Here is a 21,719-nt window from a genome sequence, read left to right as displayed (position 1 = left end):
GCTACCGATCAACCCACGACGGCCGGTTTCTCCGTGGAGGGGCGTGCGGTCTTGGTGCCACGACGGTCGGCAATCAACATCAGTGCCAGGCCGAGCAGTGCCCAAGCGCCGAGGATCAGCGCTGGGTTCCCGGCGCCGGTGCCATCGAAGAACGAGTTGGCACGCAACAGGCTTCCGGCGGCGCCGGGCGGGAGGGCCTGCCCGACGGCGGCCCAGCCGTCGGGCAGCCAGTGCGGACCGCTGGCGAAGCCGGAGAGCGGGTTGCCGATCAGCATGATCACGACGGCTCCGAGGCCGAAGCCGGCCATGCCGATGAGTGACTCCAGGCCGAGCAGGGTCATAACCAGGGCGGCCATGCCCAGCGACATGCCGAGGCTGGTGATCGGATAGTTACCGCTCAGGGAGCCGGTGCCGTACTGGAGGAGGGCGGTGATGGCGAAGCCCGCAGACAATGCGAAGGCGACTCCGCCCGCCAGGCGCAGACGCAGCCCGGAGTGTCCGGGGAAGAAGCGTGTGAGGAGGACGGCGGGGAACATGCCGCCGAAGATCATGGGGAGGGCGGCGGAGGAGAAGCCGGCACCCTTGGGATCGTCTTCGGGGAACGGCTTGAGGTCGTTGACCGTGAGGTCGGCCTGCTGCTGCTTGGCGATGGCGGCGGCCGAGGAGGTGAGCGCCGCGGCGGCCTGCGGTCCGTCGGTCGTCGCGGTATAGGCGGTGACTTGGCCGGGGGCCAAGACGATGCCTCCCATGACGTCGCGATCCTGTATCGCCGCTTTGAGTTCGCCCTCGCTGTCATACGTGGTGACATTCCACTTGTCGCCTTGCAGGGCCTTGCTCAGTGCCGCGACAGGCTGCTGCGGGCCGGTGACGCCAGTAGGCAGGTTGTTCGGGCCGCTGTGGATCGAGGGCAGGGCGAACGCGCAGAGCATGGCGACGACGGCGGCCGCCAGGCCGACCACGATGACCGCGAGTTTGCGGCCCTGTCCGATCGTCGGGCCGGGTACGCCGGGTATCTGGCTCATGGGTGAGAGGTCCCTTGCCTGGTCAGGTGCCCGGCCGGTAGGCAAGCAGGATGCCAGCCGCAGGACAGGGGTGATCGATGAGGTTCCCGATCGTGGGATAACCAGCGGCATGCCGAGCGAAGGCCAGCGAGCATGAACGCGTGACGCAACGATACAGGTTATATTGATGTGTGTGTCAAACGATGAGAACCCCAGCCTCGCCCCCGTGACCGGAGACCTTGTCCAGGCCGCGCTCCGCGCCGCCGAAGCTCGCGCTCTCCCCGTCGGCGACGTCTCCATGCAGGCGATCGCCAAGGAAGCCGGCATCTCCCGCAGTACCCTGCTGCGCCGTCTCGGCGGCAGTCGGCACGCCCTTGATGAGGCAGTCCGCGCCACCGGGGTCGACCCTGCAGGCCAGAAGCCGGTACGGGAACGCGCCATCGATGCCGGAGCTACGCTCATTAGCAGACGAGGGCTGTCCGCGGTCTCACTCGAACGAGTTGCGACCGACGCCCAGTGCTCAGTTCACAGCCTTTACGCCGCCTTCGGGGGCCGAGATGAAATGCTCCAGGCCATCTTCGAGCGCTACAGCCCGATCGTCGACGTGGAGGCTGCTCTGGCCGGCCGTTCCCCCGACCTGCGCAGCACGGTCCGGGAGATCTACTCGCTCATCGCCGCCGCGTTCAGCCGCGAACCCCGTGTCCTACCGGCCATCTATGCGGAACTGCTGGCGCGACCAGAGGAGGACTCCCTACGGCCTCTCCTGCAGCACTTCATCCCCCGTATGTTCGCCAGCGTCGGACAGCGGCTCACCACGGAGATCGAAGCAGGACGCATCCGCAACCTGCCGCTGCCGCTGCTCATCCAGCAGATGAGCGGCCCCCTCATCACGCACATTCTGATCCGCCCCACAACAGAACCCCACATGCCCTCTCCGCCCCTCGGGGAAGCCTGCGAGATTTTCGCCGACGCCTTCATCCGAGCCGTTGGCCTGCCGGGCGAGACAACGCCAACGACAACCTCCTAGCAAGGCAAGACCACCAGACATCCCGATTGGGACGCGCCCGGTAGGCGGCCCTGCGGTCTCCGCCAGGTCGTACTCCGGCGCATCTCTCGGAGCGGCCGACCTAGCGGCTCCACAGATGGGCAAAGGGCTCAAGTCCGTGTCCGCCCCCAGGTGAATGCCAAAACGGCGGGCAATACCTCCTGCGGCCACGACACAGACAAGGGGATCGACGAGCGTACGTGCCATGGCCCCGACGCGACTGTCCGCTGTTCATACTTGCGGCGCCGTCACCAGGCCCGAGCCGTGATGGCCATTACCGATCGCAGAAGAAGTACTGCCACCCGAAGGTTCCCTTGGTGGAGGGAACGGTCAGTCAATCGTACGGGTGCGGGCAGTCGACCGTTGAACCCCGCCAACAGGCTTGTGCCGACTTACGGTGGTCGAGACGCCAGTTGAGCAGGTTGTGGGGTCTTGGCGGGCGGTGGGGTAGCAGCCTGTCCGGAGGGTTGGCGGCTCCGTGCCCCCAGAGTCCGCTACTTGGCGTCAGACACAGTGATGACGAGCCGCTGCAGCTTCCCGCCCAACGACAAGCGGCCCCGCGGGATGTCAGTGCCGGAGGCACCGGCCGCCTTGGCCTCGGCGATGAAGTCAGCAATCTCATCCAGCGTCATGAACCGGTCGATACCCGGGACGTGTTCAATCTTCTTGGCCATGAGCTCATCCTCTCGTGATGGGCCTCAGCCACGCGAAGACTCGCGGCGTGTGAGAGCGGACGGGCCACGTGCCAGTCCGTCTCACGCCGGCGTCCGCTGCCGCCCGGCTTCTGCCCGCCGAGCCACTTGTGTTCGGCTCGCGCGGTTTCGAGCAGTGCCCTGCACAACGTTACGGTCGGTCGTTGGCGCAGAGGGCTGCTGCCTCTCGCGCGTTTCCGTCTTCCTCCCACCCAGATGCCGTGCTCGCGAGGACGAAATGGGCAGCACGAGCGGTATGCCGCACCACTGATCGCGAGGAGTTCTTGAGGAACTAGTACCGCGCCAGGGCCGTCTGCGACAGCTGATACCCAGTCCGCGATGACGCCTCCCCCGCTCGCACGGCCGGCCCTCGTGCCCGGCTATTGCGACCGTACGCCCCTCGCGCAACAGCGCACCGCCCGCCGGGGTCGCGCAATCCCTTTGGATGACAACCCTGTTGACAGAGGTGTCGAGGCGGCCCGCTTCCTGTGGCACGACAGACCCTGCCCGCGGTCCAGCGTGCTCCAGAAGCCCACCACCTGGCCGGCGTCAATGCAGCGGCCCTCGCGCCGGCCCGGGTCGCGAGGCTAATGCGGGGTCTCGGGCATCGCGGGCCGAGGGGTGTCAGCGCTACAGGGCCTCCGCGATGACCTGCACCAGGTGGCGGCTGTCCAGGCCGGCGAGATCGCGTACTTGGGTGCGGTCACTTCATGGAGCGGGAGAAATCGATCACGAGACTGTGGTGCTGATCATAGACGGCCGCTCTCCCGATCCCGACGCGAAAAGTCCATGCACTTTCGGCAACCCCGGAAGTACGGCTCGAGGCCGCGCAGATTGGGGTGGGCTCGGCTTCGGTACCGGAGAGCGGGTACAGGCCCTGGGGATCATGGAGTTGAGTCGCTAGGTGATCACCGGGGAGGTCTGCCCGCGCTTCCGTCATGGCCGGCTAAACCGCACACCTGACAGAGGCCTGCCAGCGACCGGCCGCCGCTCTGGCCTCGGCGAGCCCATGATCATCACTGCCGGATCAAGCTACGGCAGACGGGGGGTGGCATCCGTGAGAAGGTTTACTCCGCGAGCCCCGTCATCGTCGACGGTCGGCGCACCCGCTCGGGGTGCGCTGACGGCGGGAAACCGCAATTACCGATCCCCGGGCGCAATCTCGACGGCTGGCATGATGAGCGGATGTATGCCCCCATCCCTGTCGACCTGGCCACGCCGACAGCACTTCGAGCACTACCGGCGACTCGTGCACATACTCGACGATGATGGAGCTCGATGTCACCGCGTTCGCCGCGGCGCTGCGTCAATCGCGTTGCAAGACCTACATCGCTCAGATCTGGGCACTCTCCACGATCGTCAACCGGCACGATGAGTTCAAGATGTGCCTCACCGCATCGGGTGAGCCGGCCGTCTGGCCGGTCGTGCACCCGGCGTTCACGGTCTTCAACTCGGAACGGGAGACGTTCGCGTGCGTATGGGCACCCTCCGATCCCGACTTCGGCAGGTTCCACGACGCCGCCGCTCCCCTGCTCGCGGAGCACAGTCGCGCCACCGAGTTCTTCCCCAGGGGGAGCCGCCGCCCAACACGTTCGACGTGTCCAGCCTGCCATGGGCATCCTTCACCGGGTTCAACCTCAACATCGGCAACAACTGGGACCACCTCGCGCCCCTCTTCACGCTCAGCCGGTACACCGAGCGGAACGGGCAGGTCCTACTCCCCCTCGCAGCACAGGTGCACCACGCCGCCGCAGACGGGTCCCACTCGGCACGCCTGAGGCCTGTTTTCAATCCTGAGCTGCGCGACGGCCTCATCGCCGGAGTCGGATTCGCCGTGCAGTTCATCGCGATCGCCCAAGCCAGTCCCGCTGCCGGGTTGTGGCCGCTCGCCGTCAGTCGTGCGGCCTCGGTGGTCACCCTCGCGCCGCTCGTTGCCAAGAACCCCGCGCGCGTGCGCATCCCAGGCCGCTTGATGTGGGCATGCCTCAGTGTCGGCGCCTTGGGGACCGTCGCGATCACTCTCTACACCCTCGCCACACGAGAACAGTTGCTCCCTCTCGCGGTTGTTCTGACAGCGCTTTACCCAGCGATCCCTGTCCTCCTCGGGGTCATGGTGCTGCGCGAACGCCTCAACCGGGTCCAAATCGCTGGGCTCATATCCGCTGGCGTCGCCATCACCGCGATCTCGTTGTCATAGCTGGTGAATCAACCGCGTTGTCCAGAACAGCGTTTAGGCACTCTCTCTCGGATCTCCTGACGTGAGTGGGTAGTTGGGGCCAGGCTGGTCGTATCGGTCGTGGTGATTTAACGAATGCGGAGTGGGACCGGCTGGTGTCGTTCTTGCCTCGTGGTGGTGCCCGTTGGGGCCGGTGGAATGATCACCGGCGTGTGATCACGGGGTGCTGTACCGGGTGCGCACGGGGGTCCAGTGGCGGGATCTGCCGGAGCGTTTCGGGCCGTGGGAGACGGTCTATAAACGTCATCGTCGCTGGTCAGCGGATGGCACGTGGGTCATGCTGTCATCGAAAGTGCAGGCAGCTGAGGAGTGCCGAAGGTCGCATCCACTGGGATGTCTCCGTGGACTCGACCACGGTGCGAGCCCAGCAACACGCGGCCGGCGCACGGAAGTCACCCCCGGCCGCGGTGGGCCAAAAGGGGGCCGGCCGGGGGACGAACCAGGTCGATCCGGTGCTGCAGAAACTGGCCGCCCGGCTGGAGGAAGTCCTCCAAGCGGCGAATTTCTGGGACGTTCCCGCGGCGGCTTCACGACCAAAATCCACCTTGCCGCCGACGGACGATGCAGGCCCCTCGCCGTCGTCCTGACCCCGGGACACTGCGGCGACAGCCCCCAGTTCGAGCGCGTACTTAGCCAGATCTCTGTGCCCCGCCTCGGCGTCGGGCGGCCACGCAGCCGACCCGACCATGTCCTGGCGGACAAGGCCTACACGTCCCGCAAGAATCGCCGCTACTGCGACGACGCGGAATATCCCACACCATCCCCGAACGCCTGGACCAGCAAAGGCACCGGCACAATCGAGGCTCCCGCGGCGGCAGGCCCACCGGGTTCGACGGCGAGCGCTACAAGAAGCGCAACACCGTCGAACGCGCCACCAACCGGCTCAAGGGCTTCCGAGCAGCGCGTTCCGGCGAAGGCGAGGCCTGCTGGAGCGGACCGCTTATCTTCGGGCACGCTTGCACTCGGGAACACCAGTCGGTCCGGATGTCGCTTGCAGATGCTGAGTTCGGCGCTCGACCTTGAGCAACAGCAGCTCCACCATCGCCCACGATGGCTGGTATACGCTCGCCGCGTGGGCCTGTGCATGGAACTTCTGATCGTCGACTGCGCGTGCGTAGAAGCGATACCGGTCGGGCTGCGGGCCGACCTGGTGCGGACTGCCGCATTTGGCAGTGACGACTCCTGGGATGCCGACCGACCGGAAGGATGGGCCTGGCCTGACGGCCGTAACGGCCCTTGGTACGCACGCTACGAATTCCGCAACACGCTCACCTCGTACAAGCCGCACTTCTGGGCCGGCGAACGCTGGGACAAGATGCGAGGATTCGTACCCCCCGGACTCCGCATGGCACTGGATGAGTTCAGCGCTCCATTGTTCTGGGGCGAGTACAACTGGGATTTCGCGGACCCACCCTTCGCCCCTGCCGTCTCTGGACGGGAGAACCTCTGGTGCCCGGAGACTATGCTCTGGCTCCTCCCCGAGGACGTGGCAGTCCTCTATCGCTTCTGGATCCAGGCCGAGCCCAGCGTGCCCTCCCTGCGCGCCCCCTTCGAAAATCACGCCGCCGCACCCACGGGGTGGATCAATGACTTCTCGTCATTTTCCGCCCTCGTCACCGAGTGGGGGGAGGTAGTCACCGAGGCTGCGGCGCGCGGGTGGGGCATCATCGGCCTCAAGTGCTGACAGCCCTTGAGCAGCGCTCACGGCTCCGGCCGTATGCGCGAACAGCAGGGCCTGTTCGCGCATACATGACCGGACAAGGGCCCGCGCCCGACGCGCAGGACAGGTCGTGAACTAGACGCCGAGCGCGTCGCCGTCCTCGTGTGCGGTGACCGGACCGCCCAGTGCGTGGCCTCATTCCAGATCCCACGCAAGCGCTGTGCTGGTGAAGCGCGGGCGGGGCGGGGGTCACTGATGCACGTGCCAGCGTGCGAGAGTTAAGCGAGCAGTGGCCAGGAGGGATGGGCCCGCGCGGTGGAACCGGCCAGAGCAACCCTGTCCCGCCCCCGCCGCACTGGTCCAGCCCGAGACAAGCGCCGACTTGTCCGACTTTCACGTCAATTCACTTTCTTCGCGATGCCGCGGGCAACCTCGCCGATGACGTCGAAGAACTGGTCCTGGACCACCTGAGATCGCACATCCCGGCAGTCCTCCGTCAACGGCCTGTTGGTCACCTATCCCACCCACCAGGCCTCCGCTCTAACGATCGCGATGACACCCGTGGCGCAGTATTCCCCCAGCCCGACGCGATGCCCTCGGGGTGCACCGCTGTTCCTCAGTGCCGACGGCGTCAAGTCCCACTCCGAGCGCCACATCACCTACTACCCCGTCGGCCGCCCCGAGTCGTCGCTCCTCCTCTTGGCGGCGCTCTGCCAGGACCGCACCTACCTCCGCCAAACACTGCGCGAAGGAAATGAACCGGCGAGAGCCTTGGCCGATGCCACCCTCACCGAAGTGCATGCCGCAGTGAACAGCCATTACCCGGCGGGCATAGTGAGCGTCGTCCGTGCACCCGAGCGACAGGAGACGGCGACGCGGAGTTGGTCAGGGTTCTGGGAGACCTGAGGCGGCGGCGGGCCGCAAGGGGCCTTGACGTACATGGGTGCGGCGGCGGTGCCGGCACTGCTGCGCGAGATACACATCTAGCGAGGCCCTGCAGATGAAGGAACACATCACCTCACGACGTCGTCGCACAGGTTGCAGATCAAGCTAGGTGCCCGTCGATGGCGGCCAAGACCGGCCCGGCGAACGCCAGCGTGTACTGCAACATCACGGCTCCGTTCCGCGCGGTGTGGCTCACGGCAGCACTTGGCAGGCAGAGTGCAACAGCCCCGCCGCTGCGGAGAGGCCCATCGACGACTGGGCCACATCCGCCAGAGGGCCGTCGGCCCCGTCTCCGCTATATGACTGGTCCAGCACGACGATGACGAACGTCGCGTACGCGACGGCGAGCAGGAGGAAGCCGATGCCGACGAACACTCGCAGCGCTAACGTGGACGGCGCGACGGGCTCGGTTGCCGCCCCTGTGGCCGACGCTGCGGAATCCGGTGGGGTGAGGTTCCACGACCGGTGTGTGCCGGACGTTCGACCGGGAGGCGGACGGGGTGATCGCCGGGTCCGGTGCCGGTGCCGTGGTGTTGCGCCGACTGTCGGACGTCACCGAGAACGACCCTGAGCCGTACGGCGTCATCCTGGGATCCGCGATCAACAACGACGGGAACGCGCAGGCCGGTTACTACGCACCCTCCACTGCCGGGCAGGAACGCGTCATCAACGCCGCGCTGAACACGGCCGAGGTCGACGGCGGGACCATCGGCTACCTCGAGGCGCATGGCACGGGCACCCGCATCGGCGATCGGATCGAGTGGACGGCGGCCTCGACCGCGTTGCGCCGAGCCGGCGCCCGACCGGGCAGCGTGGCAGTAGGAGCGGTGAAGGCCAGCGTCGGCCATTTCGACGCTGCCGCGGGGGTCGCCGCACTGATCAGGGCACTGCTCGTGGTACGCGACGGCGTGATCCCGCCCGTGGCGGGATTCATCGAGCCCAATCCCCTGCTCGAGACCGAGAATTGCCCGCTGTACATCCCCACCGAGGCGGCCCCGTGGGCTGGTGCACTTCCGCAGCGCGCCGGAGTGAGCGCCTTCGGCATCGGCGGCACCAACGCGCACGTCGTGATCGAGCCGCCGCCAAGGGAAAGGCCCGCTCCGGATACGTTCCCGGTGACCCAGACGCCACCAGAGCGCTTGGCCCTGCTGTCCGCGGCGGATCCGGAGGCGCTCGACCGCATGGCCACTGACTTGACAGCCCATCTCCAGAAGCACGACCCGGATCTCGGTGAGGTGTGCGCCACGCTGGTCCACGGCCGCCCGGCCCTCGGTGAGCGCCTCGCGGTCACCGGCCGCACGAGTGCCGAGGTCGCCGAACGTCTTGCCAACCGATCCCGGGCCTCCCGGGGCACCACGCCGGCGTCGGGGGCCGCCCCCGCGGTCTTCCTTCCCGGTGGCGGTACCCAACGCCCGGGCATGGCTGAGCTGTTCACCGCTCTCCCCGGGTTCCGCCATGCGCTCGACCGGTGTCTCGCCGCCTTCACCGCCCCGCAGGCGGAGCGGCTGCGGCGGGCACTGTACGACCCCGGATTCCCTGCCGCCGAGCTGAGCTGGCCCGCGCTGGCACAGCCGGCGCTCTTCGCGGTCGGCTACGCGGCGGCGACAGCCCTCCAGGAGCTGGGGGTCCGACCGGCCGCGGTCGGCGAGCACAGCTCCGGCGAGATCTCCGCGGCGGCCGTCGCCGGAGCCCTCGGCCGGGAGGACGCCGCCGCGTTCATCACGGCGCGCGGCCAGTCCATGCAGGACTGCCCGCAGGGTGCGATGCTCGCCATCGGGACCGACGTGAAGTCGGCCGTGGCGCTCGCCGAGGAGTGGGGTCTCAAGCTCGACGTGGCCGCGGTCAACGGCCCGGACTCCTGCGTGCTGGGCGGGCCGGTGGATGAGGTCGACGCGTATCAAGAGCACCTGGGCAGTCGATTTTTCATGCGCCGCCTGCGCTACAGTCACGCGGGCCATTCTCGCCTGATCGAGCCCGCGCTGCCCGCGCTCACCGAGGCGATGGCCGGGATCGACCTCCGGCCGACGAATTTGCCGATCGCGCTCAATGTGTCCGGCCAAGTCGCCGCGGCGGGTACCGAGCTGTCCCGCGACATGTTCGTGATGCAGGTCCGGCAGACCGTGCTGTTCGGCGCCGCACTCGAGGCGCTGGCCGCACACCTGCCGGGCGCCCTGGCCGTGGAGATCGGCCCCGGACGCCCCCTCTCACCGATGGCGGAGGCCGCCGGAATCCCAGCGGTCGCCCTGGACCCGGTCAAGGACGCGTCGTCGTCCACGGTGCTGAGCGGCGTCGGTGCCCTGTGGACCCTGGGGCAGCCGGTCGCGTCGGCAGACCTCACCGGCAACGGACGCAGGGCCAGGCTGCCCGGCTACCCCTTCGCGGGGCCCTCCTTGTTAGCCCCTGAGGCAGTGAAGGCCCCGGATGTGCCGAGCGCGCCCGCGCCGGACCCGAAGCGCTCTCCCACCCTCACACCGCCGCCCGAAGAACCAATGACCGAGGCCCCTGCCCCGATCGACCCGGCTGGAGGAGTGACTCGGCTCTGGTCGGAGCTGCTGGGCCGTGACGACATCCCGGCGGACGCCGACTTCTTCGACCAGGGCGGCGACTCCCTGCTGATCACCCGGCTCATCCGCAGAGTGAACAGCGAGTTCGGGATCCGGCCCCGGTGCGCGAGATGCTCGTACGACGGACGCTGAACGGGCATGTCGCGGTGGTCCGCCGAGTCTGAAGAGGCGGATGCGGCACCCTCGGACGCCCTCTGAAGCCTCGATTTCGCTCTTCGAAAGGGGACATGACATGAAACACCCACATGGCCTCGACATCGGCGGCTTCGTGGTTCAAGGCGGAAGAGACCGGACATTCACAACTGAATCCTGACCGACCAAGAGAGCAATGGACGGACTCACACCACGGAGTTCGTTTACGTAGTGGTGACACACCTGGTTGAACCGCATTGACTGCGAACGAACCCCAGGGTCCCGTCGACAGTTTTGGGGAGTTGCTTTTTATGGCGTCTATACGCCACATAAATTCCACCCTGTCCAGGCCAAAGGACAGCGTCGGAGCGGTACAGGAGACGACCGCCTCCACCGTGGGCGGCGTACTACCGGACGTCCCCTTCGTTCCCACACACGAGGCGGTGGCCAGGTTTGCTACCAACCGTCCCTCGGCGGTCGCCGTGCGCTGCGGTGAGGACGTCGTCTCCTACGGCGAACTGATCGCCTGGGCACGGCAGTTCTCTCACCGACTCGCCGCTGCCAGGGTCGGTGCCGGAGACCGGGTCGCCGTGCTGGCGGAGCCGTCCGCCGCAATGATCGCGGCCGTGCTCGGCATCCTCGGAGCGGGCGCCGCCTACGTGCCCATCGATCTGGCCCAGCCCGCCGAGCGGCTCGCCGTGATCCTCGGGGATGCCCAGGTGAAAGCCGTTGCGGCTACGGCGCACACCCGGCCTCGCACGGCCGACTCCCCGGTGCCCGTCGTGACGGTCACGTACGCCCCGGACGCCGCGACCTCCGGCGCCCCCGCCTCCTTCGCCGCCACGACCGGCCCGGCTGACGCCGCGTACCTCATCTACACCTCGGGCAGCGCGGGCGAACCCAAGGGCGTCATCGTCGAGCACCGCAATCTCGCCGCGTCGACACAGGTCCGTCTCATGGTCTACTCGGGCACTCCGACTTTCCTGCTGCTGTCCCCTCTGGCCTTCGATTCGTCGGTCGCCGGTATCTGGGGGACGCTCCTGGCGGGCGGCTGCTTGGTCGTGACCTCCGCGGACGAGCTGCGCGACGCCGAACAGCTGGTCTCCCTCATCAGCCGCCACCACGTGGACCGCACGCTGTACGTGCCCACGATGTACGGACTGCTGCTCGACGCCGCCGAGCGCGTCGGGACAGCGTCCCTGGCCTCGCTGCGGCAGGCGATCGTGGCGGGCGAAGTCCTGCCGCAAACCCTGGCCGACCGGCACTTCACCCTGCACTCCTCTGGGGTGGAACTGGTCAACGAATACGGCCCCACCGAGGCGACCGTGTGGGCCACGTACCACCGCTTCACCGGCCCGGGGCCGGTCAGCATCGGGGGCCCTGTCCCAGGCACTCGGCTCTACGTGCTCGACGGCGAATTCAACACCCTACCGCCGTGCACGGAAGGCGAGTTGTTCATCGGCGGGGCCGGGGTGACGCGTGGCTACTTCGACCGGCCGGAGGCCACAGCGGAGGCCTTTCCCGAGGATCCCTTCGCTCCCGAAGCCGGCGCGCGCATGTACCGGACCGGTGACCTCGTGCGCTGGAACGCGGAGCACCGGCTCGACTTCATCGGACGGAACGACGATCAGGTCAAGGTGCGTGGCCATCGCGTGCAGCCCGGCGCGATCGAGGAGACGCTGTGCCTGCTGGCCGGCGTCCAGGAAGCGGTCGTCCTGCCCGACGCACAGGGAGCCGGCCTGATCGGCTTCGTCGCCTCGGCGGGGAACACGGATCCGGTCACGCTGCGCCGTGCTCTCGCGGAGAAGCTGCCTTCGGTTATGGTGCCGGGTGAACTGCGGGTGCTGCCGGGACTGCCGCGCAACCTCAACGGAAAAGTCGACCGCGCGCTTGCGGGCGCTCGCCGCGGAGCCGCCGGCGACCCGGCCCGCGGTCGCGGCCCCGCCCGTCGTCGGAGATCCCCTGCTCGCCCAGGTGACGGCCGCCTGGTCCGAGGTACTGGACGTGGACACCGTGCCCATGGACGTCAACTTCTTCGATCTCGGCGGCCATTCACTGTCCATGTTCAAATTGCAGGACGTGCTGGAGCAGCGTTGCGGGCTGCGGCCGACGATCGTCTCACTGTTCCAGGAGACCACGGTGTCGGCCCAGGCCGCGCTCATCCGCGCCTGTCATGAGCAGGGGGATGAGACGGGCCGATCCGGCTCCGCCGAAGCCGCCCGCAGAGCCCGTACGGCCAGACTTCGTCAGCAGCGCGCACGTAAGAGAGCCGGACAGTGACCACACCCACCTCACGCGGGCTCGTGTGCAAGACCGCTCGTCCCGATGCGCGCATCCGTCTCGTATGCTTCCCGCACGCCGGGGGTTCGGCCTCCTTCTACCGGGCATGGGGCCAGTCGCTGTCCGAGGTGGAGGTGTACGCCGTCCAGTACCCGGGGCGTGCCGACCGCTTGGATGAGGAACCTCCAGAGGACCTCGTCCGGCTCGCCTCCCACATCGCCGACGCACTGGTACCGCTGGCGGGCCTCCCGCTGGCCCTCTTCGGTCACATCCTGGGCGCTCCCGTGGCCCTGGAGACGGCGCGGGCACTGCAACACCGGGGCATCCACATCGAGCACCTCTTCGCCTCCGGTTCCCGTGACGCCCCGCTGCCCGTCCTCTCCGGCCCCGAGGAGGACCCCGAGCAACTGCTCGCGGACCTGGTCAGGATGGGTGGCACCGACACGGCGATAGCAGCCGACCCGATCTTCCAGGAGGTGGTCATGCCGTATCTGATCGCCGACGGCCGCATGTTCCACAGGTACGCCATGGCGCCGGAGCCGCTGCTCAGCTGTCCGGTCACCACCATCGTCGACGACCGGGACGACGACGCGGACCTCCGCCCGTGGAGCGCGCTGAGCACGGGTGCCGTCCAAGAGGCGCCAGTCTCCGGAAACCACTTCTACCTCATCGACAGCCCTCCGTACGCGCTGCTGGAGAAGACCCTGTCCGCCCCGCGAACCGGCTCCGGCTGACGTCCATGACCCGGTGCCCCTTCTTCGGGCAGTGGGCGCGTGTCCGGGGCGGCAGGGAGGTATGTCCCTAGGACCGCCTCCGGCTCCCTCGGCAGGTGCCGAGCCCGGCCCAGCGACTGCTTGCGGGAATACGCTCTGGCGGTCGCCGGTTGCAGCGGAACATGCGCCGTCCCCAGGAGACGCCCCCCGGCATACACCCGCTCCTTGCCGAGCGTTTCAGCCCTGCCCGGTTCGATCCGTCGGCGGTGGTCGACGACTATGCGCTCGAGCTGCTGCTGGAAGCCGCGCGATGGGCGCCGTCGGCGGGGAACTCCCAGCCGTGGGGCTTCTTCACCGGCAGGCCCGGCGAGCCGGAGCAAGACCGGGTACTGCCGCACCTTGCGCCGAGCTCGGCCCGCTGGGCAGGGGACGCGAGCCTGCTCGTCGTCACGCTGACGCGCCGGTACGTCGATGACACGCAGGTGCTCTACTCCGAGTTCGCGGACTACGACCTCGGCCAGGCCGTCGCCCACATGACTGTCCAGGCCCAGGCCATGGGGCTCGCTGCGCACCAGTTCCGGGCCTTCGACCTGGAGGGGCTCACCAAGGAGCTGGACCCGGCCCCGGGCTGGGCGATCGTCTCGATGGTCGCGATCGGCAAGGCGGCCGACGGCCCCCCAAGGGCCCGCACCCGGAACAGCGTCACGCACGTGCGCTCCGCCCCCTGGTCGCCGGTGGAGCCCTGATCTCAGACCGCACCGAAGTCCCCTGGCCGTGCTGGCGGTTGTGTCAGCCCACCCACGACCAACGCTGACTATCCTGGCCCGCGTGTCCACCCTTTCCCTTTCCCCTCTCGGCTTCTCATCGCAGGAAATCGCCGAGGTGGTCGACCTGTACGCGAGCAACCCGGAGTACTGGCGCGCCGCGGGTGAGTACGACCCAGAGAACGTTCAGGCCGACCAGGTCGAAAGCGACCTGCGTAGGGAGGCCGCTACCGAAGGCTGCGAAGTGCTGCTCGCCCGCGATGAGCGGGGGCAGCTCATCGGACTCCTTTGTCTGCTCGATCGCCACCCCACGGACGGCCAGCCCTGGATCGGGCTACTGATGGTGCACGGCAGCTTTCACCGCACGGGCGTCGGCCGGCTACTGGCCGATCTGGTCGAGGAGCGGTTCCGCAGCCAGGAACGGGAGGGCATCCGGCTTGCCGTCCTGGAGAACAACCCTCCCGCCCTCACCTTCTGGAGCTCACTGGGCTGGCAGGAAATCGACCGCCGTGCCGACAAGCAGTACGGCCGCGCCTGCATCGTGATGCACAAGGAACTGACCTGAGCCCATCGGAATCGCTCTTCGAGATCGTGAGGGCCGCAGACAGTACCGTGCACCGTCAAAACCGTGACGGTGCACGGCGGCCAGTGGACGGAGGTCAGGCATGCTGACGAAGCTCTCGGTCTTCCTCTTCGTCTTGTCGGGGCTGCTGATCCTCATGGCGTGCGTGACGGCGGACCGGGTCCGTTCCTGGCGCACCTCCTTGAACCCGTCCGCACCTGGCATCCCAGACGCCGCGTTCATCGTCGCGCGCCTTCTTCTGGTGGGTTTCGCCGTGGGCGGCGTCATACAAGGCTTTCAAGGTCTGGCCGTTTCCGACGGCCAGAAGTGGAGTGATGACGAGCTGACGAGCGCGGTGGAGCAAGCCACGTACGAGCTGGACGGCTTCCTGTACCGGGTCGACGAGTCGGGTGAACCCGTGGTTGCCCTCCACGACTAGGAAACGCTCATTAAGAGCAAAGTGGCCGAGAACGGCGGTGGCGACGCCCCTCAGGGCGGTGTGGGCACCGACCCTGCCCCCGGCAACAAGGATGCCGACGCGTACTTCGAGGTGTCCGCGAACGGCACGGACACGGAGTTCTGCACCCACATCAAGCGTGTGCGCTCGAAGAAAGACGACTACACACCACCGGGGCTCGACGAGAAAACCTGGACCCAACGAGGTCACGGCTGGCGGCCGTGACGTCCAAGAAGGGCGCATGCTGACCGCCCACACCGGACCGGCACTCAGACGCCGGGCACCAGGCACCAGGGCCCCGCATGACCCGTCTGGTTGCGGAGGTGTGAGCGGGAGACGCCTTCGCGGTGTGGTGGTGCCTTATGACAGCGAAGATGGCCGGGCGCAGGATGCTGACCTGCGCGAGCAAGTTGGGCGTCCGGCTGGACGTCGATAGTCGAAGCCTTCGACGATGCGGAAGTCACGCTCGACGCCGTCGGAGAGGGCAACCAACGCCTTCTGGTTGGCCGCACTCTCGTACGCCGCGACGGCCTGCTCGAAGGTGTCGAACTCGACCAGGACGGGGCGCTCCGCGATTCCGGCGTCATGTGCCACGACCCGACCGCCACGGACGAGGGTCCGACCGCCCCCGGGTTTGCCGACCGGAGCGGGCCCGGACTTCGAACGGCTCCGTCCCACCTATGACCGTCTCGGTCTCCTGGGCTGCTACACCTACTCGGTGCCAGCGCCCACCGGCCGCGTCGCGGCCCGCATGTTCGCCCGGTCGATCGGCGTCGCGGAAGATATCGCCAATGTCACCAGCACCGCGCCTCGTCCAGCACCGTGGTGGGACTAAGCATCCGCATGCCATGAATGAGTACCTGTCATTCGGACGCCAGGGTGAGGACCACCTTCTCTTTCTCACCACACTGAGCCATACCTGCTTTGTAGTGGCGCTCTCCTTCACACTCGTGTCCGCACTGTGGTCCATGCCGCGCCGGCCCCCTGTGGCACCACACTCCCGGCAATACCGCCAAACCGTCCCGCCAGCTCCCACCCCGCAGAACACCAGCCGTCCCTCGCGACCAGAGTTCGGGGGCAACCACTCATCGGTGCCTGGGCCGCAGACGCGGCAAAAGGCTGCGTCCTGGACTCAATTGACCCGCTCGTGCGGCGGGATCACGCCAATTGGTCGGCGGGCCAAGGGCCGGGAGAGGGCGACGTAGAGTATGGGCCATGCAGGACGACTCCCCTCTCATACAGAGTCTTCGTACCGCCCTGGCTGCCGCCCCCTCCGACGTCCCCCTGCGGGTACACCTGGCCCAGCTCCTGCTGGAAGCCGGTCAAGCGGACGCCGCGGTCGGCGAGGCGGCCGTGGCCCTGCAGTACGCGCCGGGCGATGCCCGGGCCCGGGAGCTGATGGCGCGGGCCATGGGCGTGCCCGCCCAGCCGCCCGCCTCCCGGCCCGGATTCGACTGGAGCGCCGCCGAGGAGCAGGTCGGCGACGTCGTTCCGCCGCGCTTCATCGAGACGCCGATCCCGGCGGACGAGCAGGGCGACCCCGGCGCCGCGCAGGCGTGGGAGGTCGAGAAGCCCGGCGTCGTGCGGCTGGCCGATGTCGGCGGCATGCACGAGGTGAAGGACCGCCTTGAGGCCGCGTTCCTCGCGCCGTTGCGCAACCCGGAGCTGCGTGCGCTATACGGCAAGAGCCTGCGCGGTGGGCTGCTGCTGTACGGACCGCCCGGGTGCGGCAAGACATTCATCGCCCGGGCGATCGCCGGGGAGCTCGGTGCCGCGTTCCTGTCGGTGTCGGTCAACGACGTCCTCGACATGTGGATGGGCAGCTCCGAGCGCAACATGCACGAGGTCTTCGAGACCGCTCGCCGGCAGGCGCCGTGCGTGGTTTTCCTGGACGAGCTGGACGCCCTCGGTGCCAAGCGCAGCCGTACCGCACAGAGCGGGATGCGCAACACCGTCAACCAGTTGCTCACCGAACTGGACGGCATCGACTCGGCGGCGAACGAGGGTGTGTTCGTGCTGGCGGCCACCAATGTGCCCTGGGACGTGGACACCGCCCTGCGCCGCCCGGGACGTCTGGACCGGACCATCCTCGTCCTGCCACCCGACGGTCCCGCCCGGGAGGCGATCCTCCGCTACCACCTGCGGGACCGGCCAATCGAGAACGTCGACTTGGGCAAGTTGGTCAAGGCCACCGAAGGCCTCTCCGGCGCAGATCTGGCCCATGTCTGCGAGGCGGCGGCCGAGCAGGCGCTGCTGGACTCGGCGCGCACCGGCACCCTCCGCATGATCGGTATGAGGGACCTGCTGGCGGCCGCGAAAGAGACCGTTCCGTCCGCCGAACCCTGGTTCGCGTCAGCACGGAACGTCGCGATGTTCGCCAACGATGGAGGGATGTACGACGATCTGGTCGCGTACCTGAAGAAGAGGCGCAAGTTGTGACGGCGTTCGCGTTGCACCCCGCGGTCGAGCGGGCCGATCTGCTCATCGACCTGAAGAGGTATGCCGAGGCCCGGGAGCTGTTGACCCTGCGGCTCGCCGAGGACCCACAGGATGTCCGTGCCTGGGTCAACTTCGCCCGCAGTCACCTGGGGGACGAGAAGGACGGGACGAAGGCCCTGGAGGCGACGGAGCGGGCGCTGGCGGTGGACGCGGCGGACATCGGGGCGCTGGTCATGCACGCACACGCCCTGCGCGCCGCCGGGCGCTTCCTGGAGACCGAAGGCGTCCTGCGCGAGGTCATCCGCATCACCCCCGCCCACTGGCAGGGCTACGCGCTGCTCGCCGACTGGCTGTGGCGCATCAGGGACATCCGCTCCGGGCAGGCCAACGGCGGGCAGGTCAGGCGCGAGGACCATGACGCTGCTCTGCGGGAGTCCGGCGAACTGGCCCGGGAGGCCATCCGGTTGGCCCCCGAGGAAGTGTTCGGCCATGAAGTGGCCTGGACGATCGCCGACATGGCCGGCAATCGGGCCACAGCCGACCAGCTCGACGAGGCCATCCTCCGGCTCGACCCGCACCATGAGCGGGCCCTGACCCGGCGGGCCGGGAAGGCTGCGACCACACCCGGCGTCAAGGCCGCCGAGGCCGCCTCCCTGTACGCCGACGCGCTGGCCACCGCCCCGGAATCCGCACCCTTGCGCAGCGGGCTGGACCGCGCCTCCTTCCGTCTGCTGCGCGGCGTCCGCTGGCTCGCCCTGCTCTGCCTCGCTCTCGCCGCCGTGGGCCTCGACCTGTTCGTCACAGAGGGCGAGACCCAGCGGGAACTGCCCCTGCCTCTGGGCCAGCGGCTCTGGGATCTCGTCCCCATGGCCGTGGTGTGGGTCGTGGGGGCCCTGCTGAGGTACCGGCGGCTGCGCGCCGGTGTCCGGGTCAATCTGCGCTCGCTGGTCCGGCGCCGACTCTGGCCGCGGATCGTTTTGGCCCAGGCGGCGTGGGCCATGCTGTGCGCCCTGCTCATCACCCAGGTGCCATGGACGCAACGTACGGTCCCCCAGGTGCTGTTCTGGGCCGGTCTGCTGTCAACGGTGGCGACGATGTGGTTCGACCGGCGCAAGGAAAGCTGAGCCTGGACCGCTCGTCTCGGGAGGCGCATCTGCGGCGGATTTGAGGCCGTCGTTGTCCTGTACCGCGGGCGCGGTACAGGACAACTGGTGACGGGGCGCTGTCCGCGCCGAGTGAGCAAGGCCGGGCGTCCTCTCTGCGTCGGTCAGGTACGTTCGTTGCCCGTCCAGTCCGTGTTGAAGCCCCCGAGATGTGGGTGGTACATCTCGTCACCGGAGTGCTGCGTGAACTCGACCTTGATCCACAGGCTGTCGAGGGCGAGCCGTTCGACGCAGACGTCGATCAGTGCCTGCGCGAGGGCCGCCCGGGTCTCGCGGGGGCGTCCGCTGCGGATGTCGCACATGATGAGGGCGGACGGTGTCGGTTCGCCGTCCTCGTGGCACCGCCAGACACCACCGCTGCCGAGGTCGTGGATGGAGACGGTGAGGAGGTCGGCGTTGACCTCCATGCGTTCGGCGTAGATCTTTCCGATGTGTCCGGCGAGTTCTCGTTTCTCGGGGGCCGACACCTGGAGCGGCAGGTCGATCTGGATGGAGGGCATGTGCTGTGCCTTTCGCTGGTGGGCCGTCGGCCGTCAGTGCGCGACGGCTGCGGCGTTGATCTCGATGGCGGTGGCGATGCTGAAGAGCCGCTCCTCGTTGGCCGGGGCGGCGATGAGCTGAAGGCCGAGCGGCAGTCCGTCGACATGACCTGCGGGCACGCTCAGGGCGGGCACACCGGCCATGTTCCAGGGGCTGGTGAGGGACAGCAGGGCTGCGCGGGTCTCCAGGGTGCTGCCGCCGGCTTGTACGGTTCGCTGATCGATCCGCGGTGCGGTGACCGGGACGGCGGGCATGGCGATGATCGGATGCTGGTCGAGGAGTGCCAGGACGCGGTCGCGGAACCGGCGGCGCGTGAGGTCGGCCGCCGCGTACTGCTCGGCGGTAACCGACTGTCCGGTTCGAAGCCGTGTCACGACGTCGGGGTCGATCAGCGACTCCTCGCCGCTGAGGTGATCGGCGTGGACGGCGTACGCCTCGTGTCCCTGCAGGGTCGAGAACGTCCGGAACAGATCCGCGACGTCTCCCAGCGCGCCGGAGAGGGTGTAGGGCAGCGCTCCGCCGCGGACGAGGAAGGAGCGGGCGACTTCGGTGACGCGCGGATCGCTGGGACCGAAGTCCTCCGGGGGGATCCAGGCCACGGGGTCTCCGTGGGCCGGGGCGCCGGCCGGCGGCATGCCGTCGAGGGCCGCGCCGATGAGAGCGTTGTTCGCCAGGAGTGCGTCATGGCTGCTCCTGGCGAACAGGCCGACGTGGTCGAGTGTCGGTGCCAACGGGAAGACGCCGTCCACCGGGAGGGAGCCGAAGGCCGGCTTGTAGCCGACCACGCCGCACACCGCGGCGGGGACCCGTACCGATCCTGCGGTGTCGGTGCCCAGTGCGAGCGGCACCATGCCGTCCGCGACAGCGGCGGCGCTGCCGCCACTGCTGCCGCCGGTCATGCGTTCGGTGTCGGCCGGGTTCCTGGAGGGGCCGTGGACCGAGCGGTCGCCTGTCGCGCCGTAGGCGAACTCGTGGAGGGTCGTCTTCCCGACGATCACCGCACCGGCGCGCCGCAGGCGGGTGACGATCTCGGCATCCTCGACCGCCCGAGTTGTGCCGAAGGACGAGGCCGATCCGCAAGTGGTCGGCAGGCCGGCCATGTCGATGAGGTCCTTGACTGCCACCGGGACGCCGTGCAGCGGCCCGCGGTCGCGTCCGGCGGCGAGATCGGCGTCCGCCCGCTCGGCCGCGGCGATGGCGCCCGCGGTGTCGACGAAGACGAAGGCGTTCACGGCCGGGTTGCGGTCCTCGATGCGGCGCAGTGCGTCTTCGGCCAGTTGGACGGCTGACGTCGTGCCCCGTCGCAGCGCGGAACCGAGTTCGGAAATGGTGAAGGGGAGGGTGGATGTCATTTCGAGACTCCCGGAAGGAAGGAGAGCAGCGGCACGATCAGCGCCGTGCTGATGCTCATGGCGGCGACGTTGCCGACGAAGGGGTGGAAACTCGCGGGGAGACGGGCCGATATCAGCGCGGCTGCCGGAGGCGCGACGAGTGCTCCGGCCAGCGCCGCGACCGCAGTGGCCAGCAGAGCGCCGTTGTAGGTGAGAATCGCCGCCGGAACGACGGACACCACGGGAACGAACGTCGGGTAGAAGCCCGCCACCCGCCATCGCTGCCGCCAGAAGGTCACCCCGATCAGGGCAGTCGTGAGCTGTCCGATCAGGACCGTCAGGAACAGACCCGATCCGTAGACCAGCGAGTCCGGTGCCAGCACGTGAGTGAGAAGCGCACCGGCGACGAGCGCCGCGCTCGCCCACTCGTTGCCGAAGAACTGGGCCTCGGAGAGGTCGGCCAGTGCCCGCCGGAGAACCCACACCAGTCCGTGCCGCGCCGGCTGTGGGGCAGGGGCTGGCGCGGCGGGTGCCGCGGACCGCCAGGCCCAGAACTGGGGCATCCATGGCAACCGGGGACAGATGAGGAAGGCCACCGCAGCGGCCAGAACCATGCCGCCAGTCGCGCCGACGACAGGCGGCAGACCGGTCGGGTCGCAGACCCAGGTGACCATCGCGATCGCCGCCGGCGGAGCGAGCAGCGCCCCCGAGACGGCGGCCGTCAGCAGCACCCGCCAGCCGGGCCCGTAGAGGACCACGATCGCCGGAGCGACCGAGACCAGGGGCACGAAGAGTGGTTGCCAGGTCCCGTCTGCCAGCGTCGTGCCCCAGAGCAGTGCACTGAGCACGAGGCTGAGCAGGGCGGCGCCCGCCACTGGCGGCCACATCCCGGTTCCGCACGCCTGGACGAAGCCCTGCAGGTGCAGGCCGCGGCGGTGGGCGATGTGGCCCACCAGGCCACCGGCGAGCAGGAAGGCACCGGCCGATCCGGCGACGTAGAACTGAGGTTCGGAGATCGCGGCCAGCACCCAGCGGGTCAGGCCCATCAGGTCGCTGCGGTCGCCCTCCCAACCCGGCCCGTCGGTCAGCGCTGCCCAGGCGACCGCGCCGACGACGGCGGCGGACGCGACCGCCACGAGGATCTGGAGTGCAGCCCTGTGTGTGCGTTTCGTCGGGCCGGCAACGGCGCTCATGA

General features: G+C 68.6%; 17 protein-coding genes and 4 pseudogenes. 14 read left to right on the top strand and 7 right to left on the bottom strand.

Annotated features, from left to right (window positions below; all coding sequences use genetic code 11):
- Window positions 1-8: 8 nt before the first annotated feature.
- On the bottom strand, window positions 9-1,022 hold the full coding sequence (locus ACWGIH_RS17920; protein ID WP_453445331.1) for a hypothetical protein: 1,014 nt from the start codon (window positions 1,020-1,022) through the stop codon (window positions 9-11).
- A gap of 205 nt (window positions 1,023-1,227) precedes the next feature.
- On the opposite strand from ACWGIH_RS17920, the gene ACWGIH_RS17915 reads away from it, so the two are divergent.
- The gene (locus ACWGIH_RS17915) at window positions 1,228-2,028 is read left to right on the top strand and encodes a TetR/AcrR family transcriptional regulator (protein ID WP_453445329.1); all 801 of its coding nucleotides are present in this window, start codon (window positions 1,228-1,230) and stop codon (window positions 2,026-2,028) included.
- A gap of 512 nt (window positions 2,029-2,540) precedes the next feature.
- Here ACWGIH_RS17915 and ACWGIH_RS17910 read toward each other — a convergent pair.
- Entirely contained in the window at window positions 2,541-2,720 is a 180-nt protein-coding gene (locus tag ACWGIH_RS17910) for a hypothetical protein (RefSeq protein WP_453445327.1), read from the bottom strand.
- A gap of 1,283 nt (window positions 2,721-4,003) precedes the next feature.
- Here ACWGIH_RS17910 and ACWGIH_RS17905 point away from each other — a divergent pair.
- The 3 genes and pseudogenes from ACWGIH_RS17905 (at window position 4,004) to ACWGIH_RS17895 (ending at window position 6,658) form a co-directional block, all read left to right on the top strand.
- Window positions 4,004-4,935, top strand: a pseudogene (locus ACWGIH_RS17905) (CatA-like O-acetyltransferase).
- Window positions 4,936-5,027: 92 nt separating this feature from the next.
- Window positions 5,028-5,874 (top strand): annotated as a pseudogene (locus tag ACWGIH_RS17900) (IS5 family transposase); the annotation flags it as partial.
- A 184-nt stretch (window positions 5,875-6,058) separates the two neighbouring features.
- A complete protein-coding gene (locus ACWGIH_RS17895; protein WP_453445325.1) occupies window positions 6,059-6,658 on the top strand; it encodes a hypothetical protein in 600 nt (199 codons plus the stop codon).
- Between the two features lie 1,113 nt (window positions 6,659-7,771).
- Here the strand turns inward: ACWGIH_RS17895 and ACWGIH_RS17890 are convergent.
- Window positions 7,772-7,954 carry a hypothetical protein gene (locus tag ACWGIH_RS17890; protein ID WP_453445324.1) on the bottom strand — a complete coding sequence of 61 codons (183 nt, stop codon included), beginning with the start codon at window positions 7,952-7,954 and terminating at the stop codon, window positions 7,772-7,774.
- A 92-nt stretch (window positions 7,955-8,046) separates the two neighbouring features.
- Here ACWGIH_RS17890 and ACWGIH_RS17885 point away from each other — a divergent pair, with 92 nt between their 5' ends.
- The 8 genes and pseudogenes from ACWGIH_RS17885 (at window position 8,047) to ACWGIH_RS17850 (ending at window position 15,276) form a co-directional block, all read left to right on the top strand.
- Window positions 8,047-10,275, top strand: coding sequence for an acyltransferase domain-containing protein (locus tag ACWGIH_RS17885; RefSeq protein ID WP_453445322.1), 2,229 nt, complete (start codon window positions 8,047-8,049; stop codon window positions 10,273-10,275).
- 311 nt (window positions 10,276-10,586) lie between these two features.
- Window positions 10,587-12,092: pseudogene (locus ACWGIH_RS17880) on the top strand (amino acid adenylation domain-containing protein); the annotation flags it as partial.
- Between the two features lie 202 nt (window positions 12,093-12,294).
- Window positions 12,295-12,555, top strand: coding sequence for a phosphopantetheine-binding protein (locus ACWGIH_RS17875; protein ID WP_453445320.1), 261 nt, complete (start codon window positions 12,295-12,297; stop codon window positions 12,553-12,555).
- Window positions 12,552-13,289, top strand: a complete 738-nt coding sequence (locus tag ACWGIH_RS17870; protein ID WP_453445318.1) for a thioesterase II family protein — start codon at window positions 12,552-12,554, stop codon at window positions 13,287-13,289. The genes ACWGIH_RS17875 and ACWGIH_RS17870 overlap by 4 nt, the downstream gene beginning before the upstream one ends.
- Before the next feature lie 161 nt (window positions 13,290-13,450).
- Window positions 13,451-14,014: a nitroreductase family protein gene (locus ACWGIH_RS17865; RefSeq protein ID WP_453445317.1), complete on the top strand. Its 564-nt coding sequence runs from the start codon at window positions 13,451-13,453 to the stop codon at window positions 14,012-14,014.
- An 82-nt stretch (window positions 14,015-14,096) separates the two neighbouring features.
- Window positions 14,097-14,597: a GNAT family N-acetyltransferase gene (locus ACWGIH_RS17860; RefSeq protein WP_453445315.1), complete on the top strand. Its 501-nt coding sequence runs from the start codon at window positions 14,097-14,099 to the stop codon at window positions 14,595-14,597.
- 100 nt (window positions 14,598-14,697) lie between these two features.
- The gene (locus ACWGIH_RS17855; protein WP_453445313.1) at window positions 14,698-15,033 is read left to right on the top strand and encodes a hypothetical protein; all 336 of its coding nucleotides are present in this window, start codon (window positions 14,698-14,700) and stop codon (window positions 15,031-15,033) included.
- A 21-nt stretch (window positions 15,034-15,054) separates the two neighbouring features.
- Window positions 15,055-15,276 (top strand): hypothetical protein, encoded by a 222-nt coding sequence (locus ACWGIH_RS17850; protein ID WP_453445311.1) that lies wholly within the window; start codon window positions 15,055-15,057, stop codon window positions 15,274-15,276.
- 210 nt (window positions 15,277-15,486) lie between these two features.
- Here the strand turns inward: ACWGIH_RS17850 and ACWGIH_RS17845 are convergent.
- Window positions 15,487-15,687, bottom strand: a pseudogene (locus ACWGIH_RS17845) (DUF1330 domain-containing protein); the annotation flags it as partial.
- 579 nt (window positions 15,688-16,266) lie between these two features.
- Here ACWGIH_RS17845 and ACWGIH_RS17840 point away from each other — a divergent pair.
- Both ACWGIH_RS17840 and ACWGIH_RS17835 read left to right on the top strand, forming a co-directional pair.
- Window positions 16,267-17,490, top strand: a complete 1,224-nt coding sequence (locus ACWGIH_RS17840; RefSeq protein WP_453445310.1) for an AAA family ATPase — start codon at window positions 16,267-16,269, stop codon at window positions 17,488-17,490.
- Complete coding sequence (locus tag ACWGIH_RS17835; RefSeq protein ID WP_453445308.1) at window positions 17,487-18,614, top strand: hypothetical protein; 1,128 nt, start codon at window positions 17,487-17,489, stop codon at window positions 18,612-18,614. The genes ACWGIH_RS17840 and ACWGIH_RS17835 overlap by 4 nt, the downstream gene beginning before the upstream one ends.
- Window positions 18,615-18,757: 143 nt before the next feature.
- Here ACWGIH_RS17835 and ACWGIH_RS17830 read toward each other — a convergent pair whose 3' ends face one another.
- From ACWGIH_RS17830 to ACWGIH_RS17820, 3 genes are read right to left on the bottom strand one after another with little or no spacing between them, the layout of a single operon-like run.
- Entirely contained in the window at window positions 18,758-19,153 is a 396-nt protein-coding gene (locus tag ACWGIH_RS17830; RefSeq protein WP_453445306.1) for a tautomerase, read from the bottom strand.
- 33 nt (window positions 19,154-19,186) lie between these two features.
- Window positions 19,187-20,545 carry an amidase gene (locus ACWGIH_RS17825; protein ID WP_453445304.1) on the bottom strand — a complete coding sequence of 453 codons (1,359 nt, stop codon included), beginning with the start codon at window positions 20,543-20,545 and terminating at the stop codon, window positions 19,187-19,189.
- Window positions 20,542-21,717, bottom strand: coding sequence for a hypothetical protein (locus tag ACWGIH_RS17820; protein WP_453445302.1), 1,176 nt, complete (start codon window positions 21,715-21,717; stop codon window positions 20,542-20,544). Before ACWGIH_RS17820 ends, ACWGIH_RS17825 begins: the two co-directional genes overlap by 4 nt.
- Between the last annotated feature and the right edge of the window lie 2 nt (window positions 21,718-21,719).

Source organism: Streptomyces sp. NPDC054872 (genome assembly GCF_053610705.1).
Note: the sequence above shows the minus strand (reverse complement) of the source record. Positions and strands in the feature narration are given on the sequence as shown.

Bases quoted from the DNA above. Each gene is read 5' to 3' on its own strand.
- ACWGIH_RS17875 (WP_453445320.1), top strand. From the start codon at position 12,295: ATGGACGTCAACTTCTTCGATCTCGGCGGCCATTCACTGTCCATGTTC.
- ACWGIH_RS17855 (WP_453445313.1), top strand. From the start codon at position 14,698: ATGCTGACGAAGCTCTCGGTCTTCCTCTTCGTCTTGTCGGGGCTGCTG.
- ACWGIH_RS17820 (WP_453445302.1), bottom strand. From the start codon at position 21,717: ATGAGCGCCGTTGCCGGCCCGACGAAACGCACACACAGGGCTGCACTC.
- ACWGIH_RS17910 (WP_453445327.1), bottom strand. From the start codon at position 2,720: ATGGCCAAGAAGATTGAACACGTCCCGGGTATCGACCGGTTCATGACG.
- ACWGIH_RS17830 (WP_453445306.1), bottom strand. From the start codon at position 19,153: ATGCCCTCCATCCAGATCGACCTGCCGCTCCAGGTGTCGGCCCCCGAG.
- ACWGIH_RS17865 (WP_453445317.1), top strand. From the start codon at position 13,451: ATGCGCCGTCCCCAGGAGACGCCCCCCGGCATACACCCGCTCCTTGCC.
- ACWGIH_RS17840 (WP_453445310.1), top strand. From the start codon at position 16,267: ATGCAGGACGACTCCCCTCTCATACAGAGTCTTCGTACCGCCCTGGCT.
- ACWGIH_RS17895 (WP_453445325.1), top strand. From the start codon at position 6,059: ATGGAACTTCTGATCGTCGACTGCGCGTGCGTAGAAGCGATACCGGTC.
- ACWGIH_RS17920 (WP_453445331.1), bottom strand. From the start codon at position 1,022: ATGAGCCAGATACCCGGCGTACCCGGCCCGACGATCGGACAGGGCCGC.
- ACWGIH_RS17825 (WP_453445304.1), bottom strand. From the start codon at position 20,545: ATGACATCCACCCTCCCCTTCACCATTTCCGAACTCGGTTCCGCGCTG.